The sequence below is a fragment of the Pseudomonas sp. GW821-FHT04D07 genome (genome assembly GCF_059420225.1).
Window position 1 is genome coordinate 1 of the sequence record NZ_JBWKTH010000049.1, and the last position, 16793, is coordinate 16793.

Consider the following 16793-nt stretch of genomic DNA (forward strand, 5'->3'; position numbering starts at 1 on the left):
GTGGGTGATGACGGGATCGAACCGCCGACCCTCTGCTTGTAAGGCAGATGCTCTCCCAGCTGAGCTAATCACCCTTTGCTTCGTTGAGGCCGCGAAATTTACGCAGATAGCGGACCTAAGTCAATAGCCTGCTTGAAGTTTTTCATAAAAAGACCGATTCGTGTCACAGCCAAGGCCATCAAGCCCTGCTCTCTGTAGGAGCGAGCTTGCTCGCGATGGTAGCCCAAACACTGCGGGCTAGCAGACTTCCCGCGTTATCGTTGACGTCCATCGCGAGCACGCTCGCTCCTAGCGGTAGACCATCTTGCGGCTCATGCCGCCGTCGACCACAAATTCCTGGCCGGTGACAAACCCCGCACTCCTCGACAACAGCCACGCCACCAGCGCCGCCACATCCTCGACCGTCCCGACCCGGCCTGCCGGATGCTGGGCATGATCGGCGTCGCTCAACGGCTCGGCCCGACGCCGCGAAGGATCACGCGCATCGATCCAGCCCGGGCTGACCGCATTGACGCGAATCTCCGGGCCGAGGCTGATGGCCAGGGCATGGGTCAGGGCCAACAGGCCACCCTTGCTCGCGGCATAGGCTTCGCTGTCGGGCTCCGACTGTGCCGCACGGGTAGAGGCCAGGTTGACGATCGCACCGCAGTGGGCACGCAGATAAGGCGCACAGTGCTTGGCCAGCAACATCGGCCCACTGAGATTGACCGCCAGCACACGATTCCAGTGCGCCAGGTCGAGGCTTTCCAGGGTGATGTTGTGCGGATCGGCAATCGCCGCGTTGCACACCAGGGCATCGATCCGGCCGAAACGCCCCAGTACTTCGGCGACCCCCTGGATCACCTGGGCTTCGTCAGCCACGTCCATGCCAATGAAACGGGCATTCTCACCCAGGACCCGGGCGACCTTGGCGCCACGACCACGATCGAGATCGGTGAGCACCACCTGCCAGCCTTCACTGATCAACCAGGCCGCAATCCCCAGGCCGATGCCGCGCGCCGCGCCCGTGACCAGGGCGACGCGGCCGTTGTTGGCAACGGCCGCGTCCAGGGACCACTCGATCACAAGGCCGCCAACCCGCGGGCCAGGTCGGCTTGCAGGTCGGCTACATCTTCAAGGCCGACGGCGACACGGATCAGGCTGTCGCGAATCCCCGCGGCTTCACGCTCCTGCGGCGCCAGACGGCCGTGGGAGGTGGTGCTCGGGTGAGTGATGGTGGTCTTGCTGTCCCCCAGGTTGGCGGTGATCGAGATCAGTCGAGTGGCGTCGATAAAGCGCCAGGCGCCCTCTTTACCGCCCTTGACCTCGAAACTCACCACCGCACCGAAGCCGCGTTGCTGACGCTGGGCGAGTTCGTGCTGTGGATGGCTCTTGAGACCGGCGTAATGGACCTTCTCGATGCCGTCCTGCTGCTCCAGCCACTCGGCCAAAGCCTGGGCATTGGCACAGTGGGCGCGCATACGCAGGTTCAGAGTTTCCAGGCCCTTGAGGAAGATCCAGGCGTTGAACGGGCTGAGGGTCGGCCCGGCGGTGCGCAGGAAACCGACGACTTCCTTCATCTGCTCGCCACGCCCGGCGACCACGCCACCCATGCAACGGCCCTGGCCGTCGATAAACTTGGTCGCCGAATGCACGACGATGTCCGCGCCCAGCTTCAACGGCTGTTGCAGGGCCGGCGTGCAGAAGCAGTTGTCGACCACCAGCATCGCCCCCTTGGCGTGGGCGATTTCGGCCAAGGCGGCGATGTCCACCAGCTCGGCCAACGGATTGGACGGCGACTCGACGAACAGCAGCCTGGTATTCGGCCGGATCGCCGCGTCCCAGCCGGACAGCTCGGCCAATGGCACGTAGTCGACTTCAACGCCGAAGCGCTTGAAGTACTTCTCGAACAAACTGATGGTGGAGCCGAACACACTGCGCGAGACCAACACATGGTCGCCAGCACTGCACAGGCTCATGACCACGGCCATGATGGCGGCCATGCCGGTGGCGGTGGCGACTGCTTGCTCAGCCCCTTCCAGGGCCGCGATACGCTCTTCGAACGAACGCACGGTGGGGTTGGTGTAGCGCGAATAGACGTTGCCCGGCACTTCCCCGGCGAAACGCGCCGCCGCATCGGCAGCGGTGCGGAACACGTAGCTGGAAGTGAAGAACATCGGGTCGCCGTGCTCGCCTTCCGGCGTGCGGTGCTGACCGGCACGGACGGCCAGGGTGTCGAAGGCCACGCCTTCGAGATCGCTGTCCAGCCGACCGGCATCCCATTCCTGACTCATGCTGCCACTCCTTGTTCGATTTTTTGGAGGATACAAAACCGCCGGGGGGGCGATGAGGTCCTGTAGGAGCTGGCTTGCCAGCGATAGCGGTGCTGAATCCTGCATCGCCATCGCCGGCAAGCCGGCTCCTACACGGGTTGCAGTGTTATCAGGAGCGCATTCCAACCCCGGAGCTGGCTTTCACTCAGTTGTTGTACAGGTCGATGATCGCACTGACCGCCTGGGTCTTGACCTTGGACGCATCGTTACGCGCCTGCTCGATCTTGGCCAGGTAATGCTCGTCGATGTCGCCGGTGACGTACTTGCCGTCAAACACCGCGCAATCGAAATTTTCGATCTTGACCTTGCCGCCACCGACGGCCTCGATCAGGTCCGGCAGGTCCTGGTAGATCAGCCAGTCGGCGCCGATCAGATCAGCCACATCCTGGGTTGTGCGGTTGTGCGCGATCAATTCGTGGGCACTCGGCATATCGATGCCGTAGACGTTCGGATAACGCACCGCCGGGGCCGCCGAGCAGAAGTAGACGTTCTTCGCGCCGGCTTCGCGGGCCATCTGGATGATCTGCTTGCAGGTGGTGCCGCGAACGATGGAGTCGTCCACCAGCATGACGTTCTTGCCACGGAATTCAAGCTCGATGGCATTGAGCTTCTGGCGCACGGATTTCTTCCGCGCGGCCTGGCCCGGCATGATGAAGGTCCGACCGATATAGCGGTTCTTCACAAAGCCTTCGCGGAACTTCACGCCCAGATGGTTCGCCAGTTCCAGGGCCGAGGTACGGCTGGTGTCCGGGATCGGGATGACCACGTCGATGTCGTGCTGCGGACGCTCGCGCAGGATCTTCTCCGCCAGCTTCTCGCCCATGCGCAGACGCGCCTTGTACACCGACACGCCGTCGATGATCGAGTCCGGACGCGCCAGGTAGACGTGTTCGAAGATGCACGGGGTCAGCGACGGGTTGGTCGCGCACTGACGGGTGTGCAGCTTGCCGTCTTCGGTGATGTAGACCGCTTCGCCCGGTGCCAGGTCGCGGATCAGGGTGAAGCCGAGTACGTCCAGGGACACGCTCTCGGAGGCGATCATGTATTCGACGCCTTCGTCGGTGTGACGCTGACCGAACACGATCGGACGGATGCCATGGGGGTCGCGGAAACCGACGATACCGTAGCCGGTCACCATCGCCACCACCGCATAGCCGCCAACGCAACGGTTGTGCACGTCAGTCACTGCGGCGAACACATCCTCTTCGGTCGGTTGCAGCTTGCCGCGCTGGGCCAACTCGTGGGCGAACACGTTGAGCAACACTTCCGAGTCGGAGTTGGTGTTGACGTGGCGCAGATCGGACTCGTAGATTTCCTTGGCCAACTGTTCGACGTTGGTCAGGTTGCCGTTGTGCGCCAGGGTGATGCCATACGGCGAGTTGACATAAAACGGCTGAGCTTCAGCCGAGGTCGAGCTGCCGGCTGTCGGGTAGCGCACGTGGCCGATACCCATGTGTCCGACCAGGCGCTGCATGTGCCGCTGATGGAATACATCGCGGACCAGGCCGTTGTCCTTGCGCAGGAATAACCGGCCGTCATGGCTGGTCACGATACCGGCAGCGTCCTGGCCGCGGTGCTGGAGCACGGTTAGCGCGTCATACAGCGCCTGATTGACGTTCGACTTACCGACGATACCGACGATGCCACACATGCGACGCAACCCCTACTTAATGAATCTGAACTGAACAGCCCTTACTGAGGCGTTTTGGCCGGCAAGAGATGTTCCTTGAACGGAAGGTCAGCGGGTACGCTGATTCCGCTGGCTAGCCACTGACTGCTCCACCCCAGGATGAGGTTCTTGGACCAGTCGGCGACCAATAGAAATTTTGGCACGAGCTGCGAGCTGCGCCACCACGAATCCTGCTGGACCGGCCCCAGGCTCAGCAGCCCGACGGCCACCACCACCAGCAGCGCGCCACGCGCGGCGCCGAAGGCCATGCCGAGGAAGCGATCGGTCCCGGACAGGCCGGTGACGCGAACCAGTTCGCCGATAAGGTAGTTGATCATGGCACCCACCAGCAGGGTGGCAACGAACATGATTGCACAGCCCGCGATCACGCGCGCCGAAGGTGTCTGGATATAGTCGGTCAGGTACACGGACAACGAGCCACCGAACATCCAGGCGACCGCGCCGGCAATGATCCAGGTGAGCAGGGACAGGGCTTCCTTGACGAAACCACGGCTCAAGCTGATCAACGCAGAAACGACGATTATCGCAATAATCGCCCAGTCAACCCAGGTAAATGGCACAGTGCAGCCTACAGACGGATAAGGCGGCGCATTTTAGCAGAGCGCCGCCCCACTGGTAAGGCGATTGTCAGAGCATTTCGATACAAAGCCGCGGACTTAACCGCGTTCTGGTTGGAAACGCACGACAAAACCCTTCAGATTCTGCTGACGGCCCAGCAGATCACGCAGCCGATCGGCCTCGGCACGCTCGATCAGCGGACCGACAAAGACCCGGTTCTTGCCATCGGAAGAACGGATATAGGCGTTGTAGCCCTGGCTGCGCAGGGTCTTTTGCAGGCTTTCGGCACTGTCGCGACTGGACAAGCTGGCCAACTGCACCGACCAACTGATCGGCAGGCCGTTGGGATCCACGCGATTTTGCGTGGTATCGAGCTTGGACGGCGCCACCGCGACCACCTGGGCCGGCGTTTGCGTCGGTGCCGGAGCTGGCTTGGCGACAGCAGCGGGGGCAGGCGCGGGCTTGGCCACCGCGACTGGAGCGACGGACTTGGCTGCCGGTGCTGGTGCGACAGGCACCGGGGTCTCCTCGTCATCGCCCGGAACCGGTTCCTGGGGCAATGCCTGTGGCTCGGGAACCGGCACCGGCTCGACCTTGACCTGCGGTAACGCCGAGAGCTGGGGAGCCGTCGGTGCCTCGACGCGAACCTGGCGCTGCTCGTCCTGGCGGGAAAACAGCATCGGCAGGAAGATCACCGCCAACGCCACCAGCACCAGCGCGCCGACCATCCGTTGCTTGTACGCTTTATCCAGCATTGCCATTGGCAGCCTCCTCCGTGGCGCGCCGGGCCAGCCACTCCAGCGCCTCGGCAACACAAAAAAACGATCCGAACAACAGAATCTCGTCATCGGCCGTGGCCTGGGCACATTGCCCCTCCAGCGCAGCGGCGACACTCTCGTAAACGTTCAGCGACGCACCACGGGCCGCCAAGGCGGCCTGCAGGTCAATGGCCGGGCGACTGCGCGGAGTCTGCAACGGCGTCACCGCCCAATGCTGGACATGTCGCTCAAGCGGTGCAACCACACCCTCAAGGTCCTTGTCCGACAACAGCCCGAACACCGCCAGGCGCCGCCCCTTCAGGGGACTGCGCGCCAGACGCTCGGCCAGGTATTCCGCGGCATGGGGATTATGCCCCACGTCCAGCATCAGGCTGAGGGACTTGCCTTGCCAGGTCAGCTTACGCCGATCCAGCCGACCGACCATACGGGTGTCTTGCAGCGCCTGGGCAATCCGCTCCGGCTGCCAGGGCAGATCCATCAGCAGGTAGGCCTGCAGGGCCAGGGCGGCGTTTTCCATGGGCAGGTCAAGCAGCGGCAAATCGCGCAGCTCGACGACCTGGCCCTGACGATCAACGCCACGCCACTGCCAGTTTGCATCGGTCAGGCCGAGATCGAAATCCCGACCGCGCAGGAAGAACGGGCTGCCCAGCTCGCGGGCCTTGTCCAGCAGCGGTTGCGGCGGGCTCAGGTCACCACACAGCGCAGGCGCGCCCGGACGGAAGATCCCGGCCTTTTCGAAGGCCACCGACTCACGGGTGTTACCCAGGTAGTCAGCATGATCCACACCGATGCTGGTCACCAGCGCCAGGTCGGCATCGACCACGTTGACCGTGTCCAGGCGTCCGCCCAGGCCGACTTCCAGCACCACCACATCCAGGCCCGAGCGCTCGAACAGCCAGAGCGCGGCCAGAGTGCCCATCTCGAAATAGGTCAGGGAAGTCTCGCCACGTCCGGCGTCAAGCGCAGCGAAGGCCGCGCACAGCTGCGCGTCCGTCGCCTCGACCCCGTTGATCTGCACACGCTCGTTGTAGCGCAGCAGGTGCGGCGAGCTATAGACGCCGACCTTGAGCCCCTGCGCTTGCAGCAACGAAGCGACAAAGGCGCAGGTCGAACCCTTGCCATTGGTCCCGGTCACGGTCACTACCCGAGGCGCCGGCTTGCCCAGCCCCATGCGGTTCGCTACCTCTTGCGAGCGCTCCAGCCCCATGTCGATAGCCGATGGGTGCAATTGCTCCAGGTAGGCGAGCCACTCGCCCAGGGTACGTTCGGTCATAGGCTTGCAGGCACCGGCGGGACAATGACAGGCTCAACAGGCAGGGCGATGTACTCGGGCGTCGGCAGGCCCATCATCTGGGCGAGCAAATTGCCCAGGCGTGGACGCAGCTCCTGGCGGGCAATGATCATGTCGATGGCACCGTGTTCCAGCAGGAACTCGCTGCGCTGGAAGCCTTCCGGCAGCTTCTCGCGCACGGTCTGCTCGATCACGCGCGGGCCGGCGAAGCCGATCAACGCCTTGGGTTCGCCGACGATCACATCGCCAAGCATCGCCAGACTCGCGGAAACACCGCCGTAGACCGGGTCGGTCAACACCGAGATGAACGGCAGGCCTTCTTCACGCAAGCGCGCCAGCACGGCCGAAGTCTTGGCCATCTGCATCAGGGAAATCAGCGCTTCCTGCATCCGCGCACCACCGGAAGCGGCGAAGCAGATCATCGGGCAACGGTTTTCCAGGGCGTAGTTGGCGGCACGTACGAAACGCTCGCCGACGATGGCCCCCATGGAGCCACCCATGAACGAGAATTCAAAGGCGGAAACCACCACCGGCATACCCAGCAGGGTGCCGCTCATGGAGACCAGGGCGTCTTTTTCGCCGGTCTGCTTCTGGGCCGCGCTCAGGCGGTCCTTGTACTTCTTGCCGTCACGGAACTTCAGGCGGTCCACCGGCTCCAGGTCCGCACCCAGCTCGACGCGGCCTTCGGCGTCGAGGAAGATATCGATACGGGCACGGGCGCCAATGCGCATGTGGTGGTTGCACTTGGGGCAGACGTCCAGGGTCTTTTCCAGCTCCGGACGATAGAGCACCGCATCGCACGATGGGCACTTGTGCCACAGACCTTCAGGCACCGAGCTTTTCTTCACCTCGGAACGCATGATCGAAGGGATCAGTTTGTCTACTAACCAGTTGCTCATGCTTTCTTTCTCCAATTCGTTTTCGGCCCGTCGGACAACCGGGCCCGCCTGTTTTCTGCGGCGGTATGCATGGACGGCGGCAGGCTGCCAGCCGTCACATTGGCGCCGCGCAACCGCGTACGGCCCGCATGAACGCCTCGATCTTTGTACGATCCTTGATGCCCTTGCCCTGCTCCACCCCGCCGCTGACATCCACGGCATAGGGTTTGACCCGGGCGATGGCCTCGGCCACGTTGTCGGCGGTCAAGCCGCCGGCGAGAATGATCGGCTTGCCCAGGCCCGGTGGTACCAGAGACCAGTCGAATGCCGCGCCAGTTCCCCCGGGAACTCCTTCCACATAGGTATCGAGGAGAATCCCGCTGGCACTCGGGTAAGCCGCGCAGGCCGCGGCGATATCATCACCAGCCTTGACCCGCAACGCCTTGATATAGGGACGGTGATAACCTTCGCATTGCTCGCGGGTTTCATCGCCATGGAACTGCAACAGGTCTAGCGGCACCGCATCGAGGATCTCCCCCAACTCGCAGCGGCTGGCATTGACGAACAGGCCGACGGTGGTCACGAAGGGTGGCAAGGCGGCAATAATCGCCCGCGCCTGCTGGATCGTCACCGCCCGCGGGCTTTTGGCGTAAAACACCAAGCCAATGGCGTCGGCCCCGGCGTCGACGGCGGCCAACGCATCTTCAATGCGGGTAATCCCGCAGATTTTGCTGCGAACGGCGGACATGTCGTAAACAACCCCAGGTGTTTTCCGAGAAAGTCCCGGATGGTAACAAATGCTTTTCCAGGCGTCAGCCGTCAAGTTCCGAGAAGCCGGTGAGAAAGTGCGGCCCGATGTAACGCTGCGGCAGCGCGAACTCGTCGCGGTACTCCACCTGCACCAGATACAGGCCGAATGGATGCGCGGTGACGCCGCCGGTGCGCCTGACCCGACTTTCCAGGACATCCCTGGCCCACTCCACCGGCCGCTCGCCGGCACCGATGGTCATCAGCACCCCGGCGATATTGCGCACCATGTGATGCAGGAAGGCCCCGGCTCGGATATCGATGACGATCATCTTGCCGTGGCGGGTGACCCGCAGGTGGTGCACTTCCTTGATCGGTGACTTGGCCTGGCACTGGCCGGCACGGAACGCACTGAAGTCATGGGTGCCGATCAGGTGGCGGGCGGCCTCGGCCATGCGCTCGACATCCAGCGGGCGGTGGTTCCAGGTGATCTCCTGGTTCAAATGGGCCGGACGGATCTGGTCGTTGTAGATCACGTAGCGATATCGCCGGGCGATCGCCTTGAAACGCGCATGGAAATGCGCCGGCATCACCTGTGCCCAACTGACGCTGACGTCATGGGGCAGATTGATATTGGCGCCCATGACCCAGGCCTTCAGCGAGCGTTCGGCGCGGGTATCGAAGTGCACCACCTGGCCACAGGCATGCACGCCGGCATCGGTGCGCCCGGCGCACATCAGCGAAACCGGCGAGTCCGCCACTTTCGACAAAGCTTCTTCCAGGGTCTGCTGCACCGTCAGCACACCGGACGCCTGACGCTGCCAGCCGCAATAGCGGGAACCTTTGTACTCGACGCCCAGGGCGATCCTGAAAAAGCCATCGGCCGCCATTTCGGCGGCCGGGTTATCTATATTTGCCAAGAACTCACAGCCTGCTGGTTGACGCAAAGGCGGGCATTATAAGGCCAGCCAGCCGAGACGCCATGCGCAAGGGACTTTTAGTTCACCCCACGGGCGGATATTCTCTGACTGACCGGTTATCGCTATATAGAAAAGTAAATAACGACAACCTCTCTACCGAGACCTGATGAATGAACGCGATCCACAAGGAAGCCGTCGGCCAGGCCTATAGCCTGGAAGGCATGCTGCACGCCCGCCACATGACCTGGCAGACCGTCGAGGAAATGGCCCGTCGCATCAAGCATTGACCTTACGGACGCCATCGCCGGCAAGCCAGCTCCCACAACGACCGCGTTGAGCACAAACAAAAACGACAGCCCTGGGGCTGCCGTTTTTTGTTGAGGCGTCGATCAAGCCAGACGCTTGAGCATCTCCCGCGCTTCGGCTTTCTGCGCTTCACTGCCTTCGCTCAGCACTTCGGCGAGGATATCCCGCGCACCGTCGCTGTCGTCCATGTCCATGTAAGCCTGGGCCAGGTCGAGCTTGGTGGCCGCTTCGTCAGTGCCCGACAGGAAGTCGAACGACTCGTCCTCGGGCAATTCGTCAGCCGCCAGGCTTGGCGTCGCCAGTGGCGGCTGCTCCAGGCTCTGGGACAGACGATCCAGCTCGGCGTTGACGTCATCCAGTTCGTCAGTGAAGGCATTCGGGCCGGAGTGTGCCTCCAATTCGTCCGCCAGCGCCAGATCGAAATCCGCCGGCAGGTCCAGATCGTCCAGGCCGCCCGCGCCCAAGGTCGGGACCTCGGCATCGGAGTCCTTCAGGTCTTCGGTCAGGCTCAACAGGAAGTCCTCGTCCGCCGAAGTCGACAGCGGTGCTTCCCCATCCAGGTCCAGATCGAAATCCGACAGATCGTCAAGGACCGGCTTGGCCGGTGCCTGCTGTTCCAGGACCGACTCGAAACTCAAATCGTCATCCAGGGTCGGCGTGGCCCCGGCCTGCTGCCCCAGAATCGACTCGAAACTCAGGTCGTCGTCCAGTTGCAGGTCATCCAGCTCCACCTTGGCCGGCTCAACCACCGTCGGCGAGACCGCTTCGAGATCATCCAGGCTCAGGTCGAAATCGCTGTCGAAGAGATCATCCGCCGCCACCACGGGTGCCGGCGCCGCAACCGGAGCGGGCACGGGTGCTGGCACTGGAGCTGGAGCCGGCGGTTCATCGGCCAGCAACTCCTTGACATAGTCCTCGCTCAACTCAGCCGCTACGGCCGCCGCCCCGAGACCCGCCACCGCGGCAACGGCGATCATCGACGGAAAGCGACTCTTGAGCTGCTCGACCTCGGCCAGGTGCTGACCGGCAGGCAACTGCCGCTCCTGGGCGATGAAGGCATCACGATCGCCCTGCTGGCCGTAGACTTCCATCAGTTTCAGGCGCACATCGGTACGCTGCGGCTCGTACTTCACCGCTTCTTCGAGCAAGCCGGCCGCCTGATTCAGGTGACCGCGCTGGATATGCAGGTTAGCCTGGTCCAGTACATCGGTAGGACGCTCAGCGGCCGGGACCGGGGCCGGAGCGGGTGCCAGCTTTACGCTGGGCGGAGGGACCTCCAGACCCTCGAAACTGCTTTCAGGCATATCCAGCTCTTCGGAAAAGCCGCTTTCCTCGTTTAACGCCCGGGCCATACGCAGGTGCTTTTCCGCTTCCAGCTTGGCCTTGCGGCGACGCGCCAGGAACAGCAGGAGCAGGAGGAACACCAGCACCACGGAGCCGGCCAACAGCCCCATCAGGATCGGACTGGCCAGAAGATCATCGAGCTTGCGCTCTTGCACGGCGGTGTCAGGCTGGATCGGCGTTGCAACCGGTGGCTTGGCCGCATCGGCGGCCGGCGCCACCACAGGCGCGGCAGGTACTGCCTCCGGCTTGGCGGCGAGCTGGGCCGACATGGCATTGGCCGGTTGCCCGGCCGCTGGCGCGGCAGTCGAGCCTTCGGCCTGCAGCTTGGCCAACTGGTCGTTCTTCAGCTGAATCAGGCGCTGCAATTTGTCCAGCTGGCTTTGCAGGTCTTCCATCCGGCTTTTCAGTTCGGCGTTGTCGCGACGAGTACTGTCCAGGCTTTCCTGGGTCACCGCCAGCTTGTTGTTCAAGGCCTTGTTGTCACCAGCGGCGCCTTTGCCGTGTTTCTTCCCGGACTCGGCGGAGACCAGGCTCAAATTATCCTTGCCAGCGGCCTTGGCCGGCCCCCCCTCGGCGCCCTTGTGCCGAGTGGCATCGATCTGTTGCTTGCCAGCATGCACCGAGCGCCGTCCCGCACGCCAGGCGGCATTCTGCGCGGCCACTTCGGCAATCGCCTTGGGCTGCGCCAACGCGCGGCTTTCGACGCGATCAGGCAGGCGCAGCACCTGGCCGGTCTTCAGGCGGTTGATGTTGCCGTCAAGGAAAGCCCCCGGATTCAACGCCTGGATCGCCAGCATGGTCTGCTGCACGGAAGCGCCGTTGCTCTCCTTCAAGGCGATGTCCCACAAGGTGTCCTTGGGGCCGGTGGTGTATTGCTTGGCCTTGGTCGGCGCGGTGACCGGCGCGACAGGCGTGGCCGGCGCATTTGCGGCAGCGGCGGCGGGCTTGGCGGCATCGGCGGACGGCGTGTATTTCGACGGATCGAGCAGCACGCTGTAGTCGCGCATCAGCCGACCGTTGGGCCACTGCACCTGCACCAGGAAGCGCACATAGGCTTCGGACAGCGGCTTGCTCGAGGTGACCCGCACCACGCTGCGACCGCTGGGGTTGATCACCGGTGTGAAGGTCAGGTCGTTGAGAAAGTCCTGGCGACTGACCCCGGCGTCGGCGAAGGCCTGGGGCGAGGCAAGGCTCGGAACGATATCCGAGGCGCTGAGGCCACTGACATCCTGCAATTCGATTTCCGCCAGCAACGGCTGGTTCAGAGTTGACTTGAGGGTCACTTCCCCAAGCCCAAGCGCGTGTGCCATACCGGAAGACAGCGCCGAAGCGGCCGCTATTGCTAACACCAGTTTGCGAACTTGAACCATAGCCTCTTCCTTTGTTTGTGCATTCCTCGGCTAGCGAGAAGGTGGTGTCGCCCGCCTTGCGGCAGTGTGCGCGCCCTTGAAATCATCGCCGCAGCGCGCGGTTTCAGCCGACGCCCTTGCAAATGCCCGAGGACAGGTTCACCTCCAGCAACCAGCCTGAGCATAGCGTCAGGCTAGAATCATTCTGCAAATTGCCGCCAAGTATCTTTTACAGCAGGTCTTTTATCAACAGCTCTGCCAGTTGCACAGCGTTCAATGCCGCACCTTTGCGCACATTGTCGGCTGTCAGCCACAGATTCAGCTCGCACGGGTCGTCCACACCGCGACGCACCCGTCCGACATAAACCACATCCTGCCCCACCGCGTCACCCACCGCCGTCGGGTAGTCGCCCGCTTCTACCAGCTCGATCCCCTGCGCCGCATCCAGCGTAGCGTTCACAGCGGCCAGATCAACTTCGGTGGCGGTTTGCAGAGAGACACTATAGCTATCGCCGAAAAACACCGGGGCTTGAATGCAAGTCACTGAAATTTTTAACAAAGGTGCCGCGAGCAACTCACGTAGTTCACTGACCAGGCGTTTTTCCAGCGACACATGCCCCTGGGCATCCGGCTTACCGACCTGGGCCAACAGGTTAAAGGCCATCTGCCGGTCGAAAAAGCGCGGCTCCAGCGGGCGAACATTCAGCAACTCCGCCGTTTGTCGGGCCAGTTCGGTCACCGCCTCGCGCCCCTGGCTCGATACCGCCAGGCAAGCGGTCAGCGTGACCCGCTGGATGTCCAGGCCCTTGAGCGGCGCCAGCACCACCGCCAATGCAGTGGCCGCGGCGCTGGGGCTGCTGACCTGTACCGGCTTGCCCAGGGCCGCCAGCACCTCGGGATTGGCCTCCGGCACCACATGGGGCGCGGGCAAGGCGCCGGACAGGTCGATCACCGTGCAACCCGCCGCCGTCGCGCGCGGGGCAAAGCTGATGGTCACCGCGGGACCGGCGGCGAAGAACACCAGCTGGACTTTGCCGAAGTCGAATTCGTCGACTTCGCGCACCCGCACGTTCTTGCCCCGAAATGGCACCGAGTGCCCCGCCGACTCGCTACTGGCCAGCAGGTGCAGGTTGGCCACCGGGAAATCGCGCTCTTCGAGGATCTGCACCAGGGTCTCGCCGACGGTGCCGGTGGCGCCGATCACGGCAATATCAAAGGACTGGCTCATGGGATGACCTCAGGCGGAACGGGGGGGGGGGGGGGAGCGGCACTTTACCCGTGACGCGGCGGTCAGGCAATTTATCGCCGTTTGCTCCACTGAAGGCCGCCCTCCCCCCTAATTGTGGGAGCGGAGCTTGCCCGCGAAGCTTTCAGCGATCTCAAGGCCCTCTTCGCGGGCAAGCTCCGCTCCCACAAAGTAATCCGGCAACTCTCTGAAAACCAAAAAAAACCCGCGAATCTGACGAGACGCGGGTTTTTTCAAAGTCTCAGCGGATCAACGCTCCAGCAGGATACGCAGCATGCGCCGCAACGGCTCGGCCGCCCCCCACAGCAGTTGGTCGCCCACGGTGAAGGCACCGAGGAACTGCGAACCCATGTTCAGCTTGCGCAGACGGCCCACCGGGATATTCAGCGTGCCGGTGACCTTGGTCGGACTCAGTTCCTGCATGCTGATCTCTTTCTGGTTCGGCACCAGCTTGACCCAGGGGTTGTGCTGGCTGATCAGCCCTTCGATATCGGCGATCGGCACGTCCTTGTTCAGCTTGATGGTCAGCGCCTGGCTGTGGCAACGCATGGCGCCAATGCGCACGCAGATACCGTCCACCGGGATCGGGCTCTTGAAGCGACCGAGGATCTTGTTGGTCTCGGCCTGGGCCTTCCACTCTTCCCGGCTCTGGCCGTTCGGCAATTCCTTGTCGATCCACGGGATCAGGCTGCCGGCCAGCGGCACGCCGAAGTTCTCGGTCGGGTAGGCATCGCTGCGCATGGCTTCGGCGACACGGCGGTCGATGTCAAGGATGGCACTGGCAGGGTCGGCCAGTTGATCGGCGACAGCGGCGTGGGTCGCGCCCATTTGCTTGATCAACTCGCGCATGTTCTGCGCGCCGGCACCCGAGGCCGCCTGATAGGTCATGGCGCTCATCCATTCCACCAGGCCAGCCTCGAACAGGCCACCCAGGCCCATCAGCATCAGACTGACGGTGCAGTTGCCGCCGATGTAGTTCTTGGTCCCGGCGTCCAGCTGCTGGTCGATGACCTTGCGGTTGACCGGATCGAGGACGATCACCGCGTCATCCTGCATACGCAGGCTGGAAGCAGCATCGATCCAGTAACCCTGCCAGCCGGCTTCGCGCAGCTTGGGGAAAACCTCGCTGGTGTAGTCGCCGCCCTGGCAGGTCAGGATCACGTCGAGGGTCTTGAGCTCTTCAATGCTGTAGGCGTCCTTCAGCGGAGCAATATCCTTGCCCACGGACGGGCCTTGGCCACCAACATTGGAAGTGGTGAAAAACACCGGCTCAATCAGGTCGAAATCTTGCTCTTCCAGCATCCGCTGCATGAGCACGGAACCGACCATACCGCGCCAACCGATCAGACCTACACGTTTCATCGCAACTACACCTTTTACAAAAGTGGGTCACCGCCTCCAGGGATGGAAGAGGCGGTGGGCCCGAGAGATTACAGATTCCGCAGCGCGGCGACTACTGCGTCGCCCATTTCCTGCGTACCGACTTTAGTGCAACCGGCCGACCAGATGTCGCCGGTGCGCAAGCCCTGGTCCAGCACACGGCTGACCGCGGTCTCGATCGCCTGCGCCGCGTCGTGCAGATTGAAGCTGTAACGCAGCATCATCGACACCGACAGGATCGTCGCCAGCGGGTTGGCGATGCCCTGCCCGGCAATGTCCGGCGCAGAGCCGTGGCACGGCTCGTACATGCCTTTGTTGTTGGCATCCAGCGAGGCCGACGGCAGCATGCCGATGGAGCCGGTGAGCATCGAGGCTTCGTCGGAGAGGATATCGCCGAACATATTGTCGGTGACGATCACGTCGAACTGCTTCGGCGCCCGCACCAGTTGCATGGCGGCGTTGTCAACGTACATGTGGCTCAGCTCGATGTCCGGGTAATCCAGGGCGACCTGCTCAACCACTTCACGCCACAACTGGCTGGAGGCCAGGACGTTGGCCTTGTCCACCGAGCAGAGCTTCTTGCCGCGGACCCGCGCCATGTCGAAGCCGACCCGGGCAATGCGACGGATCTCGCTTTCGCTGTACGGCAGGGTATCGTAGGACTGGCGCTCGCCATTTTCCAACTCGCGGGTGCCACGCGGCGCGCCGAAGTAGATGCCGCCGGTCAGTTCGCGGACGATCAGGATATCCAGGCCGGCGACAATTTCCGGCTTCAGGCTGGAAGCGTCGGCCAGTTGCGGGTAGAGGATCGCCGGACGCAGGTTGCCGAACAGGCCCAGTTGCGCGCGGATTTTCAGCAGGCCGCGCTCAGGACGGATATCCCGCTCGATCTTGTCCCACTTCGGCCCACCGACAGCGCCCAGCAGCACGGCATCGGCGGCGCGGGCGCGGTCCAGGGTCTCGTCAGCCAGGGGCACGCCGTGCTTGTCAATGGCCGCGCCGCCGATCACGTCGTGGCTCAGCTCGAAACCGAGGCTGTACTTGTCGTTGGCCAGTTCCAGCACCTTGACCGCCTCGGCCATGATTTCCGGACCAATACCATCGCCTGGAAGAATCAGAATCTGCTTGCTCATGCTTTCCTCATGTCATCTGTCGGTGCGCCCGTGGTCACGGGCGCGCCTGGAAAAAGTCTATCGCTCGGCCCACAGCACCAGGACATCGGTACTGAACGAGCCATCGGCCTCAATCTCAAAATATTCTCGCACTTCCGCGCCCATTGCCTGCTGCAAATCGCGAATGGCCACCCGCAGCGGTTGCGGGGTGCGCATGCGCTCGACCCAGGAGCCAAACTCCAGGCGCAGGCGCTGACGCTGGGTACTGCGCACGCTCAGCCCGGCCTCGTTGACCTGACGCAGCCACTCGCCTGCCGAATAATCGCGGACATGACTGGTATCGCGCAAAACCTCGACGCTTTGCAGGTAAGTGTCGAACAACGGGCTGCCGGGGGACATGACGTCGATGAAGGCCGCCACGCCACCGGGCTTGAGGACCCGGCGCACTTCCCGCAAGGCCTGCCCCAGGTCACTCCAGTGGTGCGCCGAGTAACGGCTGAAGACGTAGTCGAACTCTCCATCGGCGAACGGCAGGCGCTCGGCCGCGCCACACACTGTGGTGATATTGTTCAGGCCGCGCTCGGTAGCGGCCGCCGCGACCACGTCGAGCATCTGCTGCGAGAGGTCGTAGGCGGCCACTTTCTTGACCAGCGGGGCGACATGGAAGCTTACGTGACCGGCACCGCACCCCAGGTCCAGGACCCGGGCGTCGGTCTTCCCGGCCAGTTCGGCCTGGAGCAGGGCGAATTCGGTGCCCTGGGCGTGCACGGTGCTGCTCAGATAAGCGCTGGCCTGTTCGCCGAATTGCTTTTGAACGACTGCGGTATGAGCCTTGCCGGTCATGGGGATTTCCTTTTTGCCGAGAGTTCTGTGTCGCTGAA

Annotated in this window: 14 protein-coding genes and 1 tRNA gene; all 15 read right to left on the reverse strand. The window is 63.2% G+C overall.

The genetic code is table 11. The features are described 5' to 3' along the window. Position 1 precedes the first annotated feature (1 nt). The 15 genes from AC07T0_RS31015 to AC07T0_RS31085 all read right to left on the reverse strand — a co-directional run bounded on the left by AC07T0_RS31015 (position 2) and on the right by AC07T0_RS31085 (position 16755). Positions 2-74, reverse strand: a tRNA-Val gene (locus AC07T0_RS31015). Between the two features lie 214 nt (positions 75-288). Continuing rightward, positions 289-1050, reverse strand: coding sequence for an SDR family oxidoreductase (locus AC07T0_RS31020; protein WP_495004775.1), 762 nt, complete (start codon positions 1048-1050; stop codon positions 289-291). Positions 1051-1061: 11 nt separating this feature from the next. Continuing rightward, on the reverse strand, positions 1062-2273 hold the full coding sequence (locus AC07T0_RS31025) for an O-succinylhomoserine sulfhydrylase (protein WP_495004757.1): 1212 nt from the start codon (positions 2271-2273) through the stop codon (positions 1062-1064). 184 nt (positions 2274-2457) lie between these two features. After that, entirely contained in the window at positions 2458-3963 is a 1506-nt protein-coding gene (gene purF, locus AC07T0_RS31030; RefSeq protein ID WP_495004758.1) for an amidophosphoribosyltransferase, read from the reverse strand. 41 nt (positions 3964-4004) lie between these two features. Next, on the reverse strand, positions 4005-4562 hold the full coding sequence (locus AC07T0_RS31035) for a CvpA family protein (protein ID WP_495004759.1): 558 nt from the start codon (positions 4560-4562) through the stop codon (positions 4005-4007). A 96-nt stretch (positions 4563-4658) separates the two neighbouring features. Next, the gene (locus tag AC07T0_RS31040) at positions 4659-5321 is read right to left on the reverse strand and encodes an SPOR domain-containing protein (protein WP_495004760.1); all 663 of its coding nucleotides are present in this window, start codon (positions 5319-5321) and stop codon (positions 4659-4661) included. Beyond that, positions 5305-6612, reverse strand: coding sequence for a bifunctional tetrahydrofolate synthase/dihydrofolate synthase (gene folC, locus AC07T0_RS31045; RefSeq protein ID WP_495004761.1), 1308 nt, complete (start codon positions 6610-6612; stop codon positions 5305-5307). Before folC ends, AC07T0_RS31040 begins: the two co-directional genes overlap by 17 nt. Beyond that, entirely contained in the window at positions 6609-7529 is a 921-nt protein-coding gene (gene accD / locus AC07T0_RS31050) for an acetyl-CoA carboxylase, carboxyltransferase subunit beta (protein ID WP_495004762.1), read from the reverse strand. The genes folC and accD overlap by 4 nt, the downstream gene beginning before the upstream one ends. 94 nt (positions 7530-7623) lie before the next feature. Continuing rightward, a complete protein-coding gene (locus AC07T0_RS31055) occupies positions 7624-8256 on the reverse strand; it encodes a phosphoribosylanthranilate isomerase (RefSeq protein WP_495004763.1) in 633 nt (210 codons plus the stop codon). 64 nt (positions 8257-8320) lie between these two features. Then, a complete protein-coding gene (truA, locus tag AC07T0_RS31060) occupies positions 8321-9145 on the reverse strand; it encodes a tRNA pseudouridine(38-40) synthase TruA (protein WP_495004776.1) in 825 nt (274 codons plus the stop codon). A 419-nt stretch (positions 9146-9564) separates the two neighbouring features. After that, the gene (locus tag AC07T0_RS31065; RefSeq protein ID WP_495004764.1) at positions 9565-12195 is read right to left on the reverse strand and encodes a motility hub landmark protein FimV; all 2631 of its coding nucleotides are present in this window, start codon (positions 12193-12195) and stop codon (positions 9565-9567) included. 208 nt (positions 12196-12403) lie between these two features. Further along, positions 12404-13402 carry an aspartate-semialdehyde dehydrogenase gene (locus AC07T0_RS31070; protein ID WP_495004765.1) on the reverse strand — a complete coding sequence of 333 codons (999 nt, stop codon included), beginning with the start codon at positions 13400-13402 and terminating at the stop codon, positions 12404-12406. Between the two features lie 267 nt (positions 13403-13669). Continuing rightward, positions 13670-14782 (reverse strand): aspartate-semialdehyde dehydrogenase, encoded by a 1113-nt coding sequence (asd, locus tag AC07T0_RS31075; protein WP_121138644.1) that lies wholly within the window; start codon positions 14780-14782, stop codon positions 13670-13672. 68 nt (positions 14783-14850) lie between these two features. After that, a complete protein-coding gene (leuB, locus tag AC07T0_RS31080; protein ID WP_495004766.1) occupies positions 14851-15933 on the reverse strand; it encodes a 3-isopropylmalate dehydrogenase in 1083 nt (360 codons plus the stop codon). Between the two features lie 57 nt (positions 15934-15990). After that, positions 15991-16755 carry a class I SAM-dependent methyltransferase gene (locus AC07T0_RS31085; protein WP_495004767.1) on the reverse strand — a complete coding sequence of 255 codons (765 nt, stop codon included), beginning with the start codon at positions 16753-16755 and terminating at the stop codon, positions 15991-15993. Positions 16756-16793: the final 38 nt, after the last annotated feature.